The 21,247-nt window shown below is 41.8% G+C and carries 20 protein-coding genes; 17 read left to right on the plus strand and 3 right to left on the minus strand.

The genetic code is table 11. The features are described from left to right. The 3 genes from AC4G46_RS03355 to rlmD all read left to right on the plus strand — a co-directional run bounded on the left by AC4G46_RS03355 (position 1) and on the right by rlmD (position 3,506). Entirely contained in the window at positions 1-771 is a 771-nt protein-coding gene (locus AC4G46_RS03355; protein WP_491128778.1) for a sirohydrochlorin chelatase, read from the plus strand. Positions 772-956: 185 nt separating this feature from the next. Then, on the plus strand, positions 957-1,850 hold the full coding sequence (locus AC4G46_RS03360) for a diacylglycerol kinase (RefSeq protein ID WP_068725980.1): 894 nt from the start codon (positions 957-959) through the stop codon (positions 1,848-1,850). Positions 1,851-2,042: 192 nt separating this feature from the next. Next, entirely contained in the window at positions 2,043-3,506 is a 1,464-nt protein-coding gene (rlmD, locus tag AC4G46_RS03365) for a 23S rRNA (uracil(1939)-C(5))-methyltransferase RlmD (RefSeq protein WP_491126680.1), read from the plus strand. Positions 3,507-3,555: 49 nt separating this feature from the next. Here the strand turns inward: rlmD and AC4G46_RS03370 are convergent, their stop codons facing one another. Then, on the minus strand, positions 3,556-4,758 hold the full coding sequence (locus tag AC4G46_RS03370) for a site-specific integrase (RefSeq protein ID WP_491126681.1): 1,203 nt from the start codon (positions 4,756-4,758) through the stop codon (positions 3,556-3,558). 35 nt (positions 4,759-4,793) lie between these two features. Further along, on the minus strand, positions 4,794-5,216 hold the full coding sequence (locus AC4G46_RS03375; RefSeq protein ID WP_491126682.1) for a helix-turn-helix domain-containing protein: 423 nt from the start codon (positions 5,214-5,216) through the stop codon (positions 4,794-4,796). Positions 5,217-5,562: 346 nt separating this feature from the next. Here AC4G46_RS03375 and AC4G46_RS03380 point away from each other — a divergent pair, with 346 nt between their 5' ends. The 9 genes from AC4G46_RS03380 (at position 5,563) to AC4G46_RS03420 (ending at position 11,905) form a co-directional block, all read left to right on the plus strand. Next, positions 5,563-5,871, plus strand: a complete 309-nt coding sequence (locus AC4G46_RS03380; RefSeq protein WP_491126683.1) for a hypothetical protein — start codon at positions 5,563-5,565, stop codon at positions 5,869-5,871. A 59-nt stretch (positions 5,872-5,930) separates the two neighbouring features. Further along, on the plus strand, positions 5,931-6,101 hold the full coding sequence (locus AC4G46_RS03385) for an excisionase family DNA-binding protein (RefSeq protein ID WP_491128779.1): 171 nt from the start codon (positions 5,931-5,933) through the stop codon (positions 6,099-6,101). Positions 6,102-6,118: 17 nt separating this feature from the next. Continuing rightward, positions 6,119-7,045, plus strand: a complete 927-nt coding sequence (locus tag AC4G46_RS03390; RefSeq protein WP_491126684.1) for a replication protein — start codon at positions 6,119-6,121, stop codon at positions 7,043-7,045. After that, the gene (locus tag AC4G46_RS03395; RefSeq protein WP_491126685.1) at positions 7,032-7,346 is read left to right on the plus strand and encodes a replicative helicase loader/inhibitor; all 315 of its coding nucleotides are present in this window, start codon (positions 7,032-7,034) and stop codon (positions 7,344-7,346) included. Before AC4G46_RS03390 ends, AC4G46_RS03395 begins: the two co-directional genes overlap by 14 nt. Next, positions 7,339-8,643: a replicative DNA helicase gene (dnaB, locus tag AC4G46_RS03400; protein ID WP_491126686.1), complete on the plus strand. Its 1,305-nt coding sequence runs from the start codon at positions 7,339-7,341 to the stop codon at positions 8,641-8,643. Before AC4G46_RS03395 ends, dnaB begins: the two co-directional genes overlap by 8 nt. A 79-nt stretch (positions 8,644-8,722) precedes the next feature. Continuing rightward, complete coding sequence (locus tag AC4G46_RS03405; protein WP_491126687.1) at positions 8,723-9,121, plus strand: YopX family protein; 399 nt, start codon at positions 8,723-8,725, stop codon at positions 9,119-9,121. Positions 9,122-9,266: 145 nt separating this feature from the next. Next, complete coding sequence (locus tag AC4G46_RS03410) at positions 9,267-9,872, plus strand: hypothetical protein (protein WP_491126688.1); 606 nt, start codon at positions 9,267-9,269, stop codon at positions 9,870-9,872. Positions 9,873-10,424: 552 nt separating this feature from the next. After that, positions 10,425-10,778, plus strand: coding sequence for a hypothetical protein (locus AC4G46_RS03415; RefSeq protein ID WP_491126689.1), 354 nt, complete (start codon positions 10,425-10,427; stop codon positions 10,776-10,778). 434 nt (positions 10,779-11,212) lie between these two features. After that, positions 11,213-11,905 (plus strand): helix-turn-helix domain-containing protein, encoded by a 693-nt coding sequence (locus AC4G46_RS03420; protein WP_491126690.1) that lies wholly within the window; start codon positions 11,213-11,215, stop codon positions 11,903-11,905. Positions 11,906-12,837: 932 nt separating this feature from the next. Here AC4G46_RS03420 and AC4G46_RS03425 read toward each other — a convergent pair. After that, positions 12,838-13,038: a helix-turn-helix transcriptional regulator gene (locus tag AC4G46_RS03425; RefSeq protein ID WP_491126691.1), complete on the minus strand. Its 201-nt coding sequence runs from the start codon at positions 13,036-13,038 to the stop codon at positions 12,838-12,840. A 166-nt stretch (positions 13,039-13,204) separates the two neighbouring features. On the opposite strand from AC4G46_RS03425, the gene AC4G46_RS03430 reads away from it, so the two are divergent. From AC4G46_RS03430 to AC4G46_RS03450, 5 genes are all read left to right on the plus strand, one after another. Further along, entirely contained in the window at positions 13,205-14,176 is a 972-nt protein-coding gene (locus tag AC4G46_RS03430) for a copper amine oxidase N-terminal domain-containing protein (RefSeq protein ID WP_491126692.1), read from the plus strand. 50 nt (positions 14,177-14,226) lie between these two features. Continuing rightward, a complete protein-coding gene (locus AC4G46_RS03435; RefSeq protein ID WP_491126693.1) occupies positions 14,227-15,219 on the plus strand; it encodes a copper amine oxidase N-terminal domain-containing protein in 993 nt (330 codons plus the stop codon). A gap of 221 nt (positions 15,220-15,440) precedes the next feature. Beyond that, complete coding sequence (locus tag AC4G46_RS03440; protein WP_491126694.1) at positions 15,441-16,256, plus strand: copper amine oxidase N-terminal domain-containing protein; 816 nt, start codon at positions 15,441-15,443, stop codon at positions 16,254-16,256. Between the two features lie 793 nt (positions 16,257-17,049). After that, positions 17,050-18,243 (plus strand): S-layer homology domain-containing protein, encoded by a 1,194-nt coding sequence (locus AC4G46_RS03445; protein ID WP_491126695.1) that lies wholly within the window; start codon positions 17,050-17,052, stop codon positions 18,241-18,243. Between the two features lie 941 nt (positions 18,244-19,184). After that, on the plus strand, positions 19,185-21,101 hold the full coding sequence (locus AC4G46_RS03450; protein WP_491126696.1) for an FtsK/SpoIIIE domain-containing protein: 1,917 nt from the start codon (positions 19,185-19,187) through the stop codon (positions 21,099-21,101). Positions 21,102-21,247: the final 146 nt, after the last annotated feature.

Consider the following 21,247-nt stretch of genomic DNA (forward strand, 5'->3'; position numbering starts at 1 on the left):
ATTATGAAGCCGGGCGTTCTAATCATCAGTCACGGCTCCCGGGATACAGCCTGGGTCAAGATTGTCGATGAAGCAGTGAACCAGTTATCGCTTGGAGAGGCGCTGCCGGTGGCAGTGTCTTTTCTGGAGCTGGTGGAAGGCCTCCTGATTCAGGACGGAATAAATGAGCTTGAACATGCAGGGGTCACAGACATTGTTGTGGTCCCCTTGTTTGTTTCATCAGGCAGTACGCATATTGATGAAATAGCATATGCAATTGGCGCAAAGCCTGCGCCGGAGCGCGAGACCGATCTTGAGCCGTTCGCCGTGCAGGCGAACATCCACTTCGGCTATCCGGTTGACGACGACCCGGACATTGCCGTCATGCTCTGGGACAAACTGCGCGGGCTGTCAGTCCGCCCGGAGCGGGAGATGATCCTGCTCGTCGGCCACGGCAGCAAGCACGACGGATTCCGCCAGCGCTGGGAAGCGGGCATCTCCTCCCTGGCTGAGCGGGTGCGCTCTGTCAGCGGTGTAGCAGCGGCAGATTACGGCCTGCTGAGCGTCGGGACGGTGCGAGAGCGGGCGGAATACTGGATAGGGCAGGGCTACGATGTGCTGGTGGCTCCGCTCTTTTTAAGTGAGGGGTATTTCACCAAGGTAGTTCTTCCGGGACAGCTTCAAGGACTTGCGTATGCCTATAACGGCCGGACGCTGCTGCCGCATCCGCTGCTGCCGCACTGGATTGAGCAGCAGGTGCGTATGCTGCTGGAGCAGGTGCGCGGGCAGTAAAGCAACACTTTTATTGGAATAAAACCGGGTGCTGCCGCATAGATATATTTAGATAGCCTGCTGATGAAGATGATTGATATAGCAAAAAAGTTTGGCTGCTTCGCCTCCAACATTGCTTGTAGGGTGCGGAATTGGGTATAATCAGTAAGGTTATCTATTTCTAATACACAGGTGGCGTTCCGGTAATGAAAACTGCGAGATTGATTTATAATCCCACTTCTGGACGGGAAGAAATGAAAAGACGACTCGCCGACATTTTGGAGCGGCTGGATATTGGCGGCATTGAAGCCTCCTGCCATGCCACAACCGGGGAAGGCGATGCTACGGCAGCAGCGGCTGAGGCCGTTGAACGCGGCACCTATGATCTGATCATAGCGGCCGGCGGCGACGGCACCTTAAACGAGGTCATCAACGGGATGGCAGAGAAGCCTAACCGGCCTCCGCTCGGTGTAATGCCGCTGGGCACGACCAATGATTTTGCCCGGGCGATGGGCATTCCAAAGAACTGGGAGGATTCCTGCGATCTGATTCTGCGCCAGGAGTCGCGCCTGATTGACCTCGGCAAAGCCAACGACCGTTATTTCATTAATATAGCCGGCGGCGGACGCCTGACCGAGCTGACATACGAGGTTCCGAGCAGACTGAAGACGATGATGGGCCAGCTGGCATACTACCTGAAGGGTATCGAAAAAATGGCCAGCCTGTCGCCGCAAGAGCTCTACATCCGTGCGAACGGCCAGGAGCTGATTCATGACGAGTTCATGCTGTTCCTGATCGCCAACACCAACTCCGTCGGCGGCTTCGAGAAGCTTGCTCCGGATGCCCGGATCGACGACGGCCTGTTCGACGTTATTGCAGTCAAGAAGTGTAACCTTGCCGAGTTCATCCGCCTGGTCACTCTGGCCATCCGCGGCGAGCATCTGCAGGACAAGAAAGTCGTGTACTTCCGTACCGACGCGATGGAGGTTACCTCCCCGGGCTACGTTCAGCTGAACCTGGATGGTGAGCTTGGCGGCACCCTGCCGGGCAGGTTCGAGATTCTGCCGCAGCATCTGCGGATCTTTGCCCAGAATCACTAAGGCAAGAGATTGTTAAAGAGCGAGAGAAGATAAAGCTCCACTTGATTCGTGCGGTGGCCCGCCGGGTCAGCTGGAGCTTTTGTAGTGTGGAAGACACGGTGCGAACCGATGATTGATATAGCCTAGACCGGAATAAGGTTAATTATTAGCAGCATTAATAGTGAAGATCATGAAAGAAGTGAGTGTATAACAATGAGTAAACACCGCAGCGGACGCCGGGGTGGCAGCCGGGAAGCTTCGGCGCCTGCCGCCGATCTGCCAGTGAACAAGAATGACGAGGTTATGCTCGATATCATCGGCATGACCCATGAAGGCGAAGGGGTAGGCCGGGTGGATGGCTTTACCCTCTTTGTGCAGGGCGCCCTGCCCGGTGAGAAGGTGCAGGCCAAGGTGCTTAAGACCAAGAAGCAATACGGCTATGCCAAGCTGCTGAAGCTCGTACAGCCTAGCAGCGACCGCATCGCGCCGCCCTGCGACATCTATGACCAGTGCGGCGGCTGCCAGCTGCAGCACATGGACTACACCGCGCAGCTGGCTTGGAAACGCCAGCTGGTGGTGGACAATCTGCAGCGGATCGGGAAGCTGCAGGTTGCGGGGGCTGAAGAGAATTCTTCAGCTGACGGCATCATCGTCCGCCCAACGCTGGGCATGGACGAGCCTTGGCGCTACCGCAACAAGGCTCAGGTGCCGATCGGCGTCACCGAAGGCGGCCTGGTTGGCGGCTTCTACGCCCGCGGCAGCCACCGGATCGTCGACATGGAGACGTGCCTGATTCAGCACGAGCATAACGACAGCGTTGTAGCTGCTGTGAAGGGCATCGGCAGAGAGCTCGGCATCTCCGCCTATAATGAAGAAACCGGCCGCGGCCTGCTCCGCCACGTCGTCGTGAAGAAAGCCTTCCGCACCGGCGAGATGATGCTCGTCCTCGTAACCAATGGACGTGATATCCCACATCTGGACGCCTGGCTCGGCAGTATCCGCGAACAGCTGCCGGATGTAGTCAGCATCTGCCAGAACGTGAATACTCAGCGCACAAACGTTATCTTCGGTAACGAAACACGCGTCCTGTGGGGCAGAGACGTGATCTATGATTACATCGGCGATGTACAGTTCGCGATCTCAGCGCGTTCCTTCTATCAGGTGAACCCGGCACAGACCGAGGTGCTGTACGGCAAAACCGTAGAATACGCCGGACTGACCGGCAACGAAACCGTCATCGATGCCTACTGCGGCATCGGAACAATCTCTTTGTTCCTGGCCCAGCATGCGGCTAAGGTATACGGCGTAGAGATTGTGCCCGAAGCTATCGAAGATGCGCGTGGAAACGCGAAGCTTAACAATATGAACAATGTAGTGTTCGAGGTAGGGGCGTCCGAGGACGTCATTCCGAACTGGAAAGAGCAAGGCGTTACTCCAGATGTTATCGTCGTAGATCCGCCGCGCAAGGGCTGCGATCCGCGTCTGCTGGATACGATCCTGCAGATGAAGCCGGAGCGGGTAGTGTATGTGTCGTGTAATCCATCGACATTGGCACGGGATTTAAGATTGCTGGAGGATGGCGGGTACAAGACGGTGGAGGTAACGCCGGTGGATATGTTCCCGCATACGGTGCATGTGGAGGCTGTTTGTTCCTTGATCTATAAGGGTTCTGAGTGATTTTTTTGTAGATTGGGGACGAATTGGTGACGGAATGGTTTTGAGGGGGTTATTTCACCTTGAAATTTGGTAAAATGGAGTCAAACTTATTAGCAGCTTCGTGGTCGGCTGATCTCAGTACGTGTCCATAGATATTCATGGTTGTGCCGATGTTAGCATGGCCTAGTCGTTCAGAAATGATTTTTGCATGAACACCTTGATTTAATAGTAGGGTTGCTGATGTATGACGGAGGCTGTGGAAAGTAATATAAGGCAGCTTGTGTTTCAATAATAGATTTCTAAAATGAAGGTAAGGCGTTTCTGGATAGAACGGCTTGCCTTCTTCATTGAAAAATAAGAAAAAGTGTTCATCTCGTTTCCAAATTGACTTAAGCTTCATCCGTTCTTTGCGACAATGAAGATAATAATCGTTCAATTCAGCAGTAACAGTGGATGGGAGCGCTACTTTTCGTAAACTATGCTTTGTCTTAGGTTCTTTAATGATGGGCTCACCGTCCCTGTATGCTGTAATGCTCTGTCTAATGTCAATAACTCCGGTTTTTAGATCAATATGTTTCCATTCCAAACCTAACAATTCCCCACGGCGCAGCCCTGTGGTAAGTGCCAATGTAATCATCATTCTCCAGTGATACGGCTCAGTCTGAAGAATCTCAAATAATTTGCCAACTTCCTCTTCGGTGTATACTTTAGTTTCCTTATGTTTGACGCGGGGCCGCGCGATATCGGCTACGGGGTTGCTCTTGATAATTCGCCATTCTACAGCGCGGCTAAAGATATTCTTCAAAATTCGATACATCATAAATACACTGCCAGATGATAGTCTCCCCTCTTTTCCATCCAATCGACTTCCATCCTGTTCAAGTGAATCCAAGTAATTCAGGATATGAATAGGTTTGATTTGATCAAGCCTATGATGACCGAATACGGGGAGAATTCTCTTGTTTAAACAACGCTTGTATGTGTTTAGTGTGGTTACTTCAAGCTGTTTTACAGCATATTTCTTTTCCCACTCTTCGACAAAAGCCGAGAAGCGCATTTTCTCTGGTGCAATGTATTCCCCAGCCTCAACTTCTATTCTGAACTTTATTAATTCATCGTTTAGATAATCACTTAGCCTCTTCTTCGTTTTTAATATGGCCTTGTCCTCGACTTTAATGGTTTTGGTCTTTTTAAGACGTCTCCCTTGAGCCGTTGTACCGATTTCTATGACAAGCCGCCAAGAGTTTTCTCCGCGTTTCTCGATGCTGGCCATTATCAAAGCTACCTCCCTATTTTTCATTGGTGAAACTATACTTTGTCCCTTCTTTGAGTGATCAAAAATCTTGAAAAGTTCTTTATTTGATTAATCTCTTCAGGAGTAAGTTCAATTTTATCGACTGTAATAAACGGTAAAGTTAGTAAGTCGATTAAATCTTGAACATCAAATGACATATCAATAGGTTCATCCTCATGATACTCACTATCATCGGGAAATTCGTAGCCTGCTGCTTCCATCATTTCTGTGAATGGTACTTTAAGATTTGATGCAATTCTTTGTAGCACTTCCCACGATGGAGTTTGGCGATTACCCTTCTCAATCTGGCTTAAATAAGCATGTGAAATACGTGAGCGATCAGCTAATTCCCCTAATTTTAATTTTCGCTGCAATCTAAGTTTTCTGATTACAGGTCCTAGTTTTAAGTCTTTTGAAATTTCAGGTTGTCTTCCCACATTTTCACCACCTCTCTATATTAATTATACCTTAAAAATTAGCATAGTCAATTTATTATCGTTTTGTTAGCTGATAAATTAACGTTTGCTAAATGTTAATTATGTATTTATACTTGACTTATCGATATTTAGCTGTCTCTTGCAGTGATATGAGTAGACTTGCTTAGAATATCGAGTTCCTAAGGATGTTATTTTGAAATGATGAGGGGGATGAAGAAGGATTGTCCAACATTCATGTTGCAACCTCCTGAATATATTAATCGTGATGTAGCAGAAGTAATGAGAATTTTATTACATGAATTGGTGCATCTGTATAATGCGATTAATGGTATTCAAGATTGTTCTCGTGGCGGACAATACCATAACAAACGATTCAAAACAGCTTGTGAAGCCCATGGATTATTTTGTCGAACCAGTAGATAAGAGAATTGGATGGAGTAGAGCAAAGTTAAAACCCGATACATTTAAGTTGATTAATTCTTTAAAAATTGATGCTGAAACGTTTCAAATTGCACGTTTTGTACCCATTAGCCAAAAAGGAAAAGGCAATACCATTAAACTTGAATGCCCAAATTGCAGAATTACTTTATGGGCTTCGAAAAAAGGTATTGTTGTGCTCTGCAAACAATGTGAAGTTGAATTAGTTGAATATTAATGTTCAAAAAGTGGAGGACATATCAGATGGAAAATGATGAAGTGCTTGATATTTACGGAATGAGCAGGTACTTGCGTTGCTCCGTAGACACTATTCGTCGAATGGTACAAAGGAAACAGTTGCCTAACTATCGTGTCGGCAATCGAATCTTTACTCGAAAGTCCTTTCTTGACGAGTGGATACTGAATCAGGTCACTTGTTCAGTGGAGGATAATGCTCATGCAGAATGATTGTTAAGGAAGTATAGATGGATGCTTTCCATAAATATCTGAATACAATAAAAACTAATGGCTTTACTGCTATCAGTAACAACATCTATCAGCAACTTATCCAACGGGATTTTAGTAAGCGTCAGCTAAGCGTACTTCTAATGATTCTGCGCTTATCTTACGGGTGCCAACGTTCGAATGCCTATATCCCAAAGCTCATAAGTTTTGAGTTATGTGGAGTAGGCAAGACTAATATCACTAATGTTCTGAATAGCTTGGTTAAACATAAGGTACTTCACTGGGACAAGATTGAAAGCACCTTTGCAATAAATCAAGATGTTCATGAGTGGGAGATTGAAGTGGTTAGCGGCTGGGAGGATGAAGGTTTACAACAACTGCTCCGAGAGAATCTTAAAAAAGGTTCTCAAAACAATAACCAACTTGAATTGAAGAGTAATCAAAACGAGAACTGCGAGATTATCGAAATGATTACTGAAAATGACGAAGAGTTATCGAATCAATTACTAGAAAGCCCAGCGAAGCCATATGGCTCTAAGGGAGAGGATATCCCTAAAGAAAGTAATAAAGAAATAAATACAGAAATTGCTGTTTATGGAGTAACTTCGTATGAAACTGTTGAACGTGAATATTGCTCTTTACATGGCAAAAAGAGCCTGAGTGCAAAGGATAGAGAGGTCATGGAAATGTTCTCCTTAAACGGCATCCCTACTCACTTTATTATCCAGCGCATGAAAGAAGCCTATGCCAAAAAAAATGAGCGCGGTGAAACCGTTAATAGTTTTGCATACTATGAGCGACCTATTTTGAATTCCTGGCGAAGATCAAACACTGCTAAGGTAATCTCAGCTATGAAGGAACAGCCAAACAGGTATCAGAGCCGTCAGGAAAGACAAAATGATATGTTGCTTCGGGTGATTAGGGAGGGATCAGATGACAAAGACTGAGCTTAGCAAAATTTTCTTAATCATCAACAATGCCTATCAAAGTTTCTCAATCGATAAAGTTAAAATGGAATTCTGGAGCAAACTGTTAGAAGATTTTTCGTTTGAAATTGCCATGAACAATCTGCGTCAGCATATTTATACTGAGAAATACCCTCCGACAATTGCGGATATCAGAAAATCGCCTCTGGATGTAGAATTCACAAGTTACATTCAATTAAAAGAGGCAACGCAACACCGTCTTAATATGATGGAACAATGGCACCATAGAGCGGTGATAAAGGGGGAGGCAGGAGATGACTGATATTCCGTTATTCAATCAAGATGCCGAACAAGCTGTCATTGGAGCAATCTTACTGGAGCCGAAATCGATTGATACTGTTCGTGAAAAAATGCCGAAACAAGCCTTTTATCTGAAGGCTCACCGAACGATCTATGAGGCAATGCTTGAGGTCGCAGATCAAAACATACCGATTGACCTTGTTCAACTGACAGAAACATTACAGAAGAAACAGAAAATTGATGAAACTGGCGGCGTATCTTATATGTCACAGCTAGTTAGATCCGTTCCCACAGCTTCAAATATTTTATACTATGTTGACATCTTATTGGAAAAGCATCGTCTCCGAAATTTGAAGCAAGCGCTTGGGAAAAGTTTGTCTGCCATAGCAGACGGAGATGATTTTGAAGAGGTACTTTCTGAGATCGCTGAAGATGTTTCAAAACTTTCAGACCAGTTAGTACCGGACGAGGGTTTTACCCATGTCGCGAAAAGTGCTGAAGGCCATGAAAATATTATGGAAGACCGGGTTCAACACAAAGGATTAACCGGAGTTAAAACGGCAGGCTCCGCATTAGATATGTTCACCGGAGGCAGGCAGAAAGGAGAATTGATTGTTGTTGCTGCACGCCCTTCAATCGGAAAGAGCGATTATATGTTAAATGAAGCGTTAAATGCAGCGAAAAGCGGCACAGCAGCGGGGATATTTAGTCTGGAGATGCCTGGAGTAATGCTAACAGATCGATTAGTCTCAATGATCGGACATATCGACAGGTTAAAACTTCGCAGTGGACTATTAGATGATGAAGATTGGTATAGGTATACTATGGCTCGTTCTCTTCTATCTCAATTACCTATTTATATTGCCGCTAAGCAAGGGCAATCGATTCAAAGCATTCGAAACCAAGTGAAATGGTTGAAAAGAGAACATAACAATTTAGTTATTTACATTGACTATTTGCAACTAGTACATGGAGGTCAACGATTTCCTACTCGGGAGGCGGAGCTTGGTTACATTAGCCGTTCTTTGAAGCAAATAGCTTTAGAAAATGACTGTCCAGTTATAGCGATAAGTGCCATTAACCGTAACAGCGAAAAACGGCAGGATAAGCGTCCGATGCTTTCGGATTTAAGAGAATCAGGACAGATTGAATTTGATGCAGATGAGGTTGACTTCTTATACCGAGAAGATTATTACACTCCCGATAGTGAGAAAAAGAATATTACTGAAATTATTATCGCCAAGGGGAGGAACACAGGTGTAGGAGTTATAGAGATGGGATATTTGAAGCAATTCGGGAAATTCGTAGATTTGCATTAGTTTACTTTTAGTGCAATTACCATAATGTACGATTTAAACATATTCTACAACATAATTAAAAATTATAAAGGAGTTACCTATGAAAAAACATAAACATAAAAAAATGTCTTTTCTTTATTTAACAACCCCGTTCCGATTTTTATGGAATGGAAGGGTGTTTGAGTACGGAACCAGCAACAAGTACAGTGTTGAAGACGAGAATGGATTTGAATTCAATTATAAAGAAGTTGTATTACTGAGCAATACCGGCAAACGCGATTGCAATGGTACTGAGATTTATGTCGGAGACGTTTTTCAAAGAGAAACTGGTGAGTATGCGGTTGTCGAATTGCGACTTGGACAATATCGAGTTGTGACGTTTAGACCGAGTCAGAAACAAATTGAGGATAAAGATACCAATCAACTTTTAATCAATTTTCTGAAAAAAAATAAGAGTGCTAATGTTATTGGTGATGCATGGAAATTAGGCATTCTTTAATATTAAATTATTCAATTATGTAAAGTTATCCTGAATAATGATTAGAGGGGACTGGGTGAAAATAAGTGCGAGTATATGCCTCTGTTCATGAAAATAACAGACAAGCGCCCAAACTAAAGACCAAACTAAATAGGAGGCTCGAAAGATGCCGAATAAAACTCTGAATTCTATTAAAAGGCAACTACTGGCACTTGATCATGCAATTATGCTGACTGTTGCTAAATACGGTCACATTACAGTTACTAATATGACTAAGCTGATGTTAGATAAGAGGCCCAAAAATACTCTTTATCAGCGTACAAAGGTGCTTTCGGAATGGGGATATATCGAAGCCGTAGTAGATAAGCGTAAAAATAAGATCTTTAGACTCACGCAGCGTGGCGTTGAAGAGTTAGATATGAATGGGGTTTCGGTTAGAGGAAGGGGCTCCTTACAAAGTGATTTAGCACGGTTAGAATGGGCATTAGAACAAAATGGTTATATTGAAACGCTTGGATTAGAGTCGCAACTTTCTACTAAGTCGCTTGATGCTGTAAGCAAAGGACAAGTGGCTAGAGCTTTAATCGTAGATAACCCAAACGTCCATATTGCTAATACATTTCAACGAATAGAGGATCTTGTCATAGCAACGTCAAACAATGCACCATTGGATATTATCACTTTATCTGAAAGTCGTGCAGCAGAGCTACAACGCTATGTGAACTCAAATGGTTATCATTTCTCTGTGCAACTTCAAACGATAGATATTTAGTACAAACCTCAGCTATATCAGATACTCATTGACTTGATACCTCCTCTTGAATTCATCTACAGTAAAAATCCTGCCGTTACACACTTTTTTCCAATTTGATAGTAATTCTATATTTGAACGATAGCTCTTGTTTCAAATATATGTTATTTTAATATTTACTCTGTATTACAGCCTCAACTGACCATGTATAAACGGATAATAGGGATATACAATAAAAGTGTATATCCCTATTATTCTCCAGTACTATTTTGATCTAAAATGTAGCTTTAACAGAAAAAATAATCGCCGATTGGAACATGGCAGTTTTATCTTAGAGATATATTGTATTTGATATAAATCTCTCACTTGTAAATAAAATGCTCAATAGAGACAGTTAGTGCATCCATAGTAGTCATAGATTTTTTGTCACATTTTGTGGAAATATGTTACTTATAGTCCGTGGAGATTCATATCAAATTATATATACTTATACTCAGAAGTAGTTACTTCAATTCCCATTGTTGTAGTGTAATTAATACAACAATGACATGAAAGTATTAGGAGGAATTAATTATGTTTACTCTTGGATATGATGCTAAAAAGAACAGGGTCCACTTCGTAGGGGATAGAATGGCTATGGAGGATGTAGCACCTTACATCAGCGAACTTACGGAAATTCTTAAACAAGTGCGCCCAGGTTTTACAGGACTAACAGACCTTACGGGATGCCGTGTGCTGACCCAAGAAGTAGTTAAAGAGTTGAGTCCAACTAACGAGCTTGCAATTAAAGCTGGATTTTCTACCACGAAGAAATGGGCTTACATTACTGACTCTCCTGTTTTCAAAATGCAGATGAAACGGATGTTTGGTGATTTTGTTGCATACTTTGAATCTTATGATGAGGCTGATGAATATCTGAGTAACTGATATCTTAATGTGAAGGATTTATTTTATATAAAGAAAAACCGCCGATTAGCTCCTGGCGGTTTTCTTTTGCAGCCTTTTTGAGTTCTTTTCCGTAGATATTAATTAAATGGTAAGTTGTTGATCCATGAGTTTATCTTTTCCATAACTGTGAGTTACTTTGTTTCATATCCTGCAAGACCAATAGTTTGATCTCTATATTCAACTATAGAATATTACTATCTCTTATTCCACGGACTATAAGTCACATTTTCAAAAAACTAAACCTTCATCAAAATGGTAAGGTTATGATGGTGTATACTCGTATATTCATCTGAAATTGGTAAAGATCGTAATTTATTATGGGGAAATGTATTCCTTCTAATTGTCCTAAAGTATTTCAAGAATATATCATTTAACTGGATCTATTTATAGAAGAGGTTGTTGGAGGTTATTTTATGGATATACTTTCTGAGTTTGGAAATAGGGTTAAGGAACTACGTGTGCGTAGCGGAATCTCGCAAGAACTGCTGGCGTATCGCTCCGAATTGGATCGAACATATATAAGTGGAGTGGAACGTGGTATGCGTAACATCAGCTTAGTTAATATTGAAAAGATTGCAGACGCACTGAGCGTTCCAATGGAATACTTGTTTTCAAGTGAGCGGTTTTCAAGCAACCCTATTTTCAAAAAGAAAAATGTTGAAGTCCCGATTTCTGAGAGATTCAAGTATCATTTGGACTGTGACCGAAAATTACTTACTATTCAGATACAAGGAGTAGTAACCAGTGAAAACGTGGATTATGTATCAAAAATATGGAAAGGGATTGTTTCTAACTTTGCGGAGGGGGAATTAAGTGTTTTCGTTGATCATAGAAACATGAAAGCAGGGGACGGGGGGCCAGTTGTCTTTTTTCCTGAAGTGATTGAGAAGGCGGTTTTGCTTCAACAGAGCGTGATAGCGTGCAGCAAAAAGGCTATAGTATTATGTAATTCAGAATTCATGGTACATCAACTAAATTATATGACAATCAGAAGTGGGGTATGGCATAAAACCACGCCTTTATACGACAGGGATAAAGAAATGTTAGATCACGCTTACGAATTATTAGATGTTAACGGAAATGAACTAATTAAACCTATGCAATAATCCAGGCGAGATTGCTGATGGTTTATTCTGCCTACCTACCGTAAGTTCACGTATATAAGATACTAACTAATCCGATAACTCTTCTTTAATAAAAAAATAATAAAACCCTCCCGTTACCTTCTTATGTTAAATGATAGTACTTATCTTTCAATGCTTACCTTGTATTTTAGCCTCACCTGACAATTTAAAATGAATAATATTACATACTAATTCCTTCGAAAGTGAATTTTATACAAAAAAAGAACCGTTATTCAGCTCCTGACGGTTCTTTTTTGAACTTCATTGGGTTGATTTTCATGAATATTAAGTAATAGATAGGCTTTCCCGGTCATGTCTTAGTCATACCAAACAGGATAGCGGCCCTGTTGCATATCTCGCTGGTTAGTGTTTCGCCATTCAGTTGATGCACAATAATCTCGGAGTTGCACATAACGACAGCTTGCTTGATATGGGAGGGAAATCTTCTGCATGAACAAATCTCTGCGTTCGGCTATTTTCCAAATGATACACGGCTGGCTCTCATCAGCTCTCTTTCATCTCGCGATGATCCAACAAGTACACGTAATCAATAGAAAAATAGAGCGTATGGGTCATCTTTTCGATGTTTACAATTCCAATTCTCCGATTCCCATACTCCCTACTGCTAAGATAGCACCGATCCAGCACTTCATGATAGTTAACAGCTCCTGTAATCCCCTACGGCGAGCACGAAGCTCATGTATTCTTACTCCAAATCAGCCTGAATGTTCAGGATCATCCTCGCAAAGATAATTATAAGCTTCCTTATTAAATCTACTACATGATTCAATGGTTGCAGATTTTGTCACGTTTTGTGGAAAAATGTTACTTATAGTCCGTGTAGATATTAGTTATTCTCAAATACACTAAAATGAATAATAAAAAACCGCCAACTACAAGCTTGACGGTCTACATTAATTGTTGGGTTGGTCTTGCCATTCAGCAATATCAAAGGGGTTGACCTCTAGTATCTTACATATACGCAATGCGATTTTTACGCTTGGAATAGATTTCCCAGTCTCTAATCGCTGATAGTACCTCAAAGAAACATTTATCATATGCGAAAAATCCTCTTGGGTTTTATTTATATTGTTTCTCGCTTCACTTAATTTCAAGGGGAGGCTCCTAACTATTTTACCCCTATGTTATCGAATTAATCTCCTCTTTATAACGATATATATATCGTGTAATATAAATCGTGTAATATAAATCGTAGTGAATGGTGAAGGGGAGAATGAAGATAAGATATTTTTAAAATCTAACGAAAGGTAGGTGTTCATTGTGGCAGATAACAACTTCAGCAATCGCGTGAAAGGCGCGGTAAAAGGTCTGATGATCGGAACACTACTCGCTCCATCTCTAGTCGGATTTTCATCCAATGCCTTTGCAACTGAGAATCACAGTGTTTCCGTCAAGGTAAACGGTTCGATTATTCAGATGTATGAGGCTCCAGCGTATGTGGATACGAAAACGAATATGACTTATGTACCCCTGAGATTCGTTTCTGAAGCACTGGGTGCAGAGATTGATTATGTTTCCAATGCAAAGCCTATCAAAGCTTCAATTGATGAGCCTACGCACCACGAAGTATCGATTACATTAAATAGTAAGAAAGTTACTATTGATGGAAAAAGCGATACTATAGACGGAGCACCAGTTTTACAGAACGGGCGTGCAATGGTTCCGCTTCGTGTAATCTCTGAAGGATTGGGGGCTGAAGTTAAATTTACACCTGGCGGTAACGGAAAGAACGCTGTCGTTGAAGTGAATACTCCTTGGGAGACTCCTACTCAAACGCCTGCTCCTACTAGTAAACCTTTGACTGGTACAGGTCAGTATGATACTTGGAAGCCAAACGAAAATCAGCGGGTTTCCGGTCCAATCGTATTTAAACCGCTGACTTGGGATGCTTCTACACGGACACTGACATTCAATCTGCCTAAGACTACTAAGTTTGATGGGGATACTTATACGGTTGAAGGTGCTTACGGTGATGGAAGTAAAGAAGCAGTTATCAAGACTGGTGAGACTCAAACTTTGAAGGGACTCTCCGATAAGTTTATCGTAGCTATCTATTTCAATGCCATTAGTGTGGGTAAGCAGATGGATTCATATTTTATTATGTCTAAATCTTACGCCGCTGACCGATATGGATATAAAGGATCCGTGGATAACGAACTAGTTGTTTATGATTCTGATAAGAATATTGTTACTCTTGATGCTGTGTATAAGGCTCTTGGAATCAACAAGTAATTTGCCGGAAACCATGAAGAATAATAATTGAATAGGCGGTGAGTTATTTAATGAATTTAAGTAAGAAGTTGACTGCCATTATTTTATCTACAACACTTCTATTGCCCAGTGTTCCGTTTAGTGGGAGTGTTGCACAGGCAGCAAGTGATAAAGATGCACTGGCTAAGCTATTCGGTGAACAGAAAAGTAACGTCACAGTCAAGGTGAACGGTTCGATTATTCAGATGTATGAGGCTCGAGCGTACGTAGATACGAAAGCAAATATGACTTATGTACCCCTGAGATTCGTTTCTGAAGCACTGGGTGCAGAGATTGATTATGTTTCCAATGCAAAGCCTATCAAAGCTTCAATTGGTGAGCCTACGCACCACGAAGTATCGATTACATTAAATAGTAAGAAAGTTACTATTGATGGAAGGAACGGTACTATAGATGGAGCGCCGGTTTTACAGAACGGGCGTGCAATGGTTCCGCTTCGTGTAATCTCTGAAGGATTGGGGGCTGAAGTTAAATTTACACCTAGTGGTAACGGAAAGAACGCTGTCGTTGAAGTGAATACTCCTTGGGAAACTCAAACTCAGAAGCCTGCTCCTACTACTAAACCTTCGACTGGTACGGGTCAGTATGATACTTGGAAGCCAAACGAAAATCAGCAGGTTTCCGGTCCAATCGTATTTAAACCGCTGACTTGGGATGCTTCTACACGGACACTGACATTCAATCTGCCTAAGACTACTAAGTTTGATGGGGATACTTATACGGTTGAAGTTGGGTATAAAGATGGGAACAAATCTTCCTCGGGGCTTAAAACAGGAGAGGCTCAGACACTAAAAGGACTATCTGATAGTTTTATGTTAGCTATAGCTTTCACTAATTACGATGCAGGAAAGCAGATGGATTCATATTATATCATGACTAAATCTTATGCTGCTGATCATTACGGGTATAAGGGGAGTAATGACAACGAACTAGTTGTTTATGATGCGCATAAAAATCTTGCAACACTAGATGCAGTATATAAAGCACTAGGTATTAATAAGTAGTTCAATTCATTAAAGAATAATTTAATAGGCGGTGAGTTACTGAATGAAGTTGAGTAAGAAATTAACTGTCGCTATCCTATCTATGACGCTATTATTACCTAGCGTACCGTTTAACGGCAGTGTAGCACAGGCGGCAAGTGATAAAGATACGCTGGCTAAGCTGTCCGCTGAACAGAAAAGTAACATCGTAGTCCAGGTAAACGGTTCGATTATTCAAATGTATGAGGGCTCCAGCGTATGTGGATACGAATACAAATTTGACTTATGTACCCTTACGATTCGTTTCCGAAGCACTGGGTGCAGAGCTTGATTATGTTTCCAATACAAAGCCTATCAAAGCTTCAATTGGTGAGCCTACGCACCACGAAGTATCGATTACATTAAATAGTAAGAAAGTTACTATTGATGGAAGGAACGGTACTATAGATGGAGCGCCGGTTTTACAGAACGGACGTGCAATGGTGCCACTTCGTGTAATCTCTGAAGGATTGGGGGCTGAAGCTAAATTTACACCTAGTGGTAACGGAAAGAACGCTGTCGTTGAAGTGAATACTCCTTGGGAAACTCAAACTCAGAAGCCTGCTCCTACTACTAAACCTTCGACTGGTACGGGTCAGTATGATACTTGGACTCCGGATGCGGGTCAGGTTGTAACAGGTAATGCTGTATTTAAACCGCTGACTTGGGATGCATCTACACGTACATTGAGTTTCAAGCTGCCAGCTACAACAACTTATAAGGGTACAACATTCAAGGTAATTACAGGACTTCGAGATAAAGGAAAAGCTGATAAAGGACTTGAGGCAGGTGTACTGCATACAATTAGTGGTTTATCAGATGAATTTATGGTTTCTATATATTTCGATGCATCTTCTCAGGGAAAAATGCTGGACTCATACTTTATCATGTCTAAATCATACGCGGCTAAGAATTACGGGTATAAGGGAACAATTGACGATGAGCTCGTTGTATATGACGACGAAAAAGTAACCGTGACACTTGATGCAGTTTATACAGCTCTCGGGATTAATAAATAATTAAATAGGTGGTGAGTCGCTAGATGAAGCTACACAAGAAATGGGTTGCGGCTGATCTCTGTCATTAATGGTACCTAGCTTATCTTTTTAGTGGTAGTGTAGCCGAAGCTGCTAGTGACAAAGACGCGCAGGCGAGTTGGCTTAAAACAAGAGCCGGAGTAACCCATAATCAAAACACCGCGGCGAATAAGGTAGCCAATGCGATTATGACTACTGCTATAGGTGAAATTCCCTTCACAACAACAAAAGATTACACGGTAAGACGGGCATTTAGAAATGTCGGAGGGTGGTCTGATGGGCTGTTCCACTATACAGTGAAATTGAACACTGAGACTAAATTATCAACAGAAGCCTCAATATCCCGTTGGACAGGAGTTTTCCTCAATGATTTTTCTGGCATAACTGATTTATTGAACTTGAATATTGATTCAAATTATCTTACTAATCTTAAAAGTATATGTCCAGCCTAAAGGTTACGGTATGGTCAATGGTAGTAGGTATAAAACTTATACGGAGTGTATGGGAAGTGTTCAAATCAAAAAAAGGTTTTCAGATTGTTAAGGTTAACAAATTTTGTGGTCACTCTGATTATTCAGAAGATGCTGAACCTGTACTAGTGGAAACAGGCGAATGTATTCACGGGCATGGGTGCCGTATATATAAAAAGGTTTATTCTTTCGATAAGTTACCAGGGCCACGAGAAGAAATTTACGTCAATGAGTCAAACTGTCCTATGTGTCAAACAAAAGGTCGTTGGTAATAACCTTACATAGAATAATGGAGGGTCCTTCAAATGGTAAATAAAATCAAACGTTTAGTTACACTAGTTGTTACTGCTGCGATGACGATCACTATCACTGGAAATACAGTTCCGGTAGCTAGTGCTGAGGCAGTATTCCTCAAGGACATTAAAGGTCATTGGGCTGAAAGTGCAATTAACTCTGCTGTGACTGCTGGCTATGTGAGCGGATATCAGGACGGTACATTCAAGCCTAACGCGACAATAACGAAAGCAGAGTTTTTGAAGATGCTTGTCGGAGCGCTGAAGTTTGAAGTTAATACTAATACTACACCTTGGTACCAAGGTTCTGTGGTCACTGCTACATCGGTAGGTATCTACGCAAATGATTTTAAATCCGCTGACTGGAATAAAACATTGCCTCGTAAAGAGATGGCAATGTTGGCAGTACGGGCTGGAATTACCGGTTATAAAGCTGACTACGATGTGAAACGAAATATGTATGAAGCAACTCTTTCGGGAATTATCGGTGGTGTTGCTCCTGGGGATATCGCACCTGATGGTACTACGACTAGAGCACAGGCAATCACTGTAATTGAACGTGTGCTTCAGGTCAAATCTGGTAAAACTCTGGCGAATGATAAGTATGCGGTATCAGCAGCTGAGTTGTATTGGCATAAAACTAATATATTTACTGTTGCGCCAGAAATTTTTGATCTACCTAGCAACTATGCGAATACTGGTTCTAATTTAGGACGGAAATCATGGAATGAGAGTAATTTAACAATTTCTGCAGAGGGCGGGAAATATATCGGTAGGGTAGATGCTTTGATAGCGATTGATATGGCAGATCCTAAAGACCCTATGCTTAAATATCTACCTGACTTAAGTACACTCCAAGTAGCTAACTATCCGAAAGCAGGGTATACCAAACTAACACAGTTCGATAAAGAGAACTACTATGCTATTGTACTTCAATCAACAATATTAGCTAACGGAGGTAATGACAGATTTACTAAGGACTTAGGTATAACTTATAAGGGAGCTTCCGGATTTAAATCTATTCAGGTGATTAGAGATCCTAACACCATTTACGATCCAAACGCACCAATAAAAAGGATTCTTGCAGCTGATTTAATACCTAAGTCTGGTCTTGCGACTGAGAATACGTCTTGGGGTCTGGCTATTAAATTAGATTCTCTCCCTGTATACAAAGACATGGTTATAGGTAGCTTTAAGTCGAGATAAAGTTTGGAGGAAGAGTATGAGGATATTTAATAAATTTAGATTTTACATCTCTCTAGCATTATTTATGCTGGGGAGTTTTCTCTTATTTGGAAGTCAGACTTACGCAGCTCCTGCTGGAACTTTAGTTCCGATCAATTTTATGGAAAATGGAAGTGAACTATGAGTACAGTCGGGGTTTGTATTCCGCTCAAACACAAAAAACAACTTATTCACTTAATGTTAACGCACCTACAGGTAAAATTATCAAGTCATTAAAAATATACGACAAACAGGGGAATTTCTTACGTAATGTAATCGGGGACTATGTTAGCAAAACTTCTTTTAATGGTACCGAGACTTTTACAGGTACTAGAATAGCTATCGGATCCGTAGGAAATACTCACGGAGGATCCATATACTATTGGGACAGACATAAAACAGTAACATACGGAATTCATCCTACGACGGTAAGACTCTCACAAGTTCTGGGTGTCCGCTAGCTCCTTCGGATGCTAATGGGTATGCAGCTTATCCCAACTGTACCTCAGAGGATTTTGAGGCGACCCGGGTATTACAGATAAACTCATTTCATACACTAGATTGTCCATGAAGGAAGCAGGGATATCTTTTTCGTATCCTACGCATCCTTTTTTTGTTTTGAAGATTATACTGTTATTCGTACTTTGTAAAACGAAATTCAAGTATAAATGAATTCACAACATTATGTATTAGGAGAAGTATGTAAGGTTTCTTCTTCGTCTTCTCATCTCTAAAACACAGCGTCTGTCAATCCCAAAGACGGATGTACATTTTATCGAAAACTCTGTCTACGAGAAGTCCAACCAATTAAAGTATAGGCTGAAGAAATGGGGTGTTATTTACTGAAAGAACTGTTCCGTTAAAATGCAAAGGGATAGAGCTGGGTAACCGTGCAAGCCCCTATTCTAACAGGAGGTAAGTAAATGCGACTACTTAAAAAAGAAGTAACCAAAACTAAGAGCATCTTTCGTGTCGCTTGTAGTGGCTATGTATTCATTTCACCGCTTATTAAGAACGTTACTGCTTGGTGGTGTTATGAAGATCAAGAACGTTTGCGAAAGGCCACAATCGCTGTCTGGCTAGAGAAAACGAAAGATGATTTACAAAGCGCCTATAATTTACTTAGTGAAATTGCAGGAAAGGCATTCTTCGAACAAGATATCCCTCAAGGGAGTATTGATCAGGCCATAAAATTGATACTCAGATATGATACCGTCAAGCTCCCTCATACACCGTTAGGTCTTCATCTAGCCTTTCGGCTCGGTCTGAAAGCGCCATTGCTTCGACAGCGGTTCTTGTGGCTCTTGGGTTCAGTTACAGCGGCTTCCTTGGCTGCGTTACTGCTATATGTATTTAGCTGGTTCCCTTTCAATCGGTTCTCGATAGGCTTGCTTGCGATTACGTTCTTTATAATTTTTTGCTCATTTAAGGGCTACTATAAGCTGCTTCCAATTATTCGTACTGTTATTGCTAATCCTACTGCCGCTGAACACCTCTATTATGCGAATCTCGCACAACTTCACCAACAGGCCAAAGCTTTACTATTCAGTAAACACTTGAAAAAAATTCCCCGGATTCAAACTGTTCTTCATTCCATTAGTTACCAAAAGTATCAAGCGGAACGCAGTGATAATCAAGTCCAAGCCAATCGTGAGTTTTTTGAGGCTAATGATGCTCCTGCTGAATATATAAAAACCACATCTGCTAATTACCTTGATGCCGTTTGGAAGAAGTTTATTGAACAGCATTTTTCAAAAGCGTCCTATGTTACACCTGAATACATTAAACAGGAATCTACAGAACTGCATGTGTTTCGTATCGCTGGAATCCCAGCAGGTGAGTTCGGTAAACGTGAGGCTATTATAGAAAGCTTAGTCAGAAAGAGAATCTACCGTATCCATTCTAATTATCAAGAAGTCGGAGTTACAGCGGTTGAGCTTATTACAACTCAGTTACCTTCATTTGTCACCTACGAGGAAACGCCAACACCAAAAGAAAGGAACCTTATAATACTGGGGAGAGATGTAAAACAAAAAATTTACTGGGATTATTATGACCAGCCTCATTTATTGGTAGTCGGTATTACAAAGAGCGGCAAATCAGCAACCGTCAATAATATTATTCGACAGATGAAAGAAAAAGATGTTCTAATGTTATTCGTTGATTTTAAGAACGGGCTTGAGTACGCTCCATACTATTCTAAAGGCTACAGTGTGATTGAAGAAGTGGACCAATACCCTGATTTCAGTACAAATCTTGTCAAAGAAATGTCCGCTCGCGCTGAATTCTTAAAGAAACATGGTTTTAAGAACTTTGAGGGATACGAGGCTCTGCGTGATCAGAGAGGGTTGCCAACACTGCCGCGCATCGTCTGCTTCATCGATGAAGTGGCGACAGTTATGGGACATAGCGACCCTAATATTCAGAAACCTAGCATTCAGAACACTGAACTGTTGCTACAGAAAGCTCGTGCATCGGGGATTCACATGGTTCTCAGCACACAGCGCCCGGATGCCCGTTCCTTAGGCAGTACCGGGATAAGAGATAATATAGCGGTCAAAATGTCTTCTTATCTCAGTACACAGGCTTCCACACTCATTTACGGGGATGATCGGGCTAACCAACGAATACCCGATCAAGGTTATGCCGGAATCTTCATAGCTTCAGGACTTGGTACAGATGCAGCATTTAGAGTGCCGTATATGGATGACATTACCTTTTCAGATTGCTTAGCGAAATGGCCTGATAATCCTTACTCTGATTACAAGATTGGTTATGATGTTTATGCTCAAGAGGAAGTTAGCGTTATAGATCAAATCGACTATAATCAAATTTTTTAGTATTTACGAAGAAACGGACTCCCACGACAACAATAAGAGTTTTTTGTCGTGGGAGTACATATTTTGGAAAGTTAAGTATGAAAAAGCTTGCCGTGAATTTTTGTTTGATAATTACTCTATTTTGCATTAACTATTATTTTTCTTCG

Source organism: Paenibacillus sp. fava2 (assembly GCF_058313675.1).

Excerpts from the sequence above, each read along its gene's own strand:
- AC4G46_RS03395 (WP_491126685.1), top strand. The coding sequence starts at position 7,032 with ATGACAAAGACTGAGCTTAGCAAAATTTTCTTAATCATCAACAATGCC.
- AC4G46_RS03420 (WP_491126690.1), top strand. The coding sequence starts at position 11,213 with ATGGATATACTTTCTGAGTTTGGAAATAGGGTTAAGGAACTACGTGTG.
- AC4G46_RS03360 (WP_068725980.1), top strand. The coding sequence starts at position 957 with ATGAAAACTGCGAGATTGATTTATAATCCCACTTCTGGACGGGAAGAA.
- AC4G46_RS03415 (WP_491126689.1), top strand. The coding sequence starts at position 10,425 with ATGTTTACTCTTGGATATGATGCTAAAAAGAACAGGGTCCACTTCGTA.
- AC4G46_RS03385 (WP_491128779.1), top strand. The coding sequence starts at position 5,931 with ATGAGCAGGTACTTGCGTTGCTCCGTAGACACTATTCGTCGAATGGTA.
- AC4G46_RS03390 (WP_491126684.1), top strand. The coding sequence starts at position 6,119 with ATGGATGCTTTCCATAAATATCTGAATACAATAAAAACTAATGGCTTT.
- AC4G46_RS03410 (WP_491126688.1), top strand. The coding sequence starts at position 9,267 with ATGCCGAATAAAACTCTGAATTCTATTAAAAGGCAACTACTGGCACTT.
- rlmD (WP_491126680.1), top strand. The coding sequence starts at position 2,043 with ATGAGTAAACACCGCAGCGGACGCCGGGGTGGCAGCCGGGAAGCTTCG.
- AC4G46_RS03445 (WP_491126695.1), top strand. The coding sequence starts at position 17,050 with ATGGTAAATAAAATCAAACGTTTAGTTACACTAGTTGTTACTGCTGCG.
- AC4G46_RS03440 (WP_491126694.1), top strand. The coding sequence starts at position 15,441 with ATGAGGGCTCCAGCGTATGTGGATACGAATACAAATTTGACTTATGTA.
- AC4G46_RS03450 (WP_491126696.1), top strand. The coding sequence starts at position 19,185 with ATGCGACTACTTAAAAAAGAAGTAACCAAAACTAAGAGCATCTTTCGT.
- AC4G46_RS03435 (WP_491126693.1), top strand. The coding sequence starts at position 14,227 with ATGAATTTAAGTAAGAAGTTGACTGCCATTATTTTATCTACAACACTT.
- AC4G46_RS03405 (WP_491126687.1), top strand. The coding sequence starts at position 8,723 with ATGAAAAAACATAAACATAAAAAAATGTCTTTTCTTTATTTAACAACC.
- AC4G46_RS03370 (WP_491126681.1), bottom strand. The coding sequence starts at position 4,758 with ATGGCCAGCATCGAGAAACGCGGAGAAAACTCTTGGCGGCTTGTCATA.
- dnaB (WP_491126686.1), top strand. The coding sequence starts at position 7,339 with ATGACTGATATTCCGTTATTCAATCAAGATGCCGAACAAGCTGTCATT.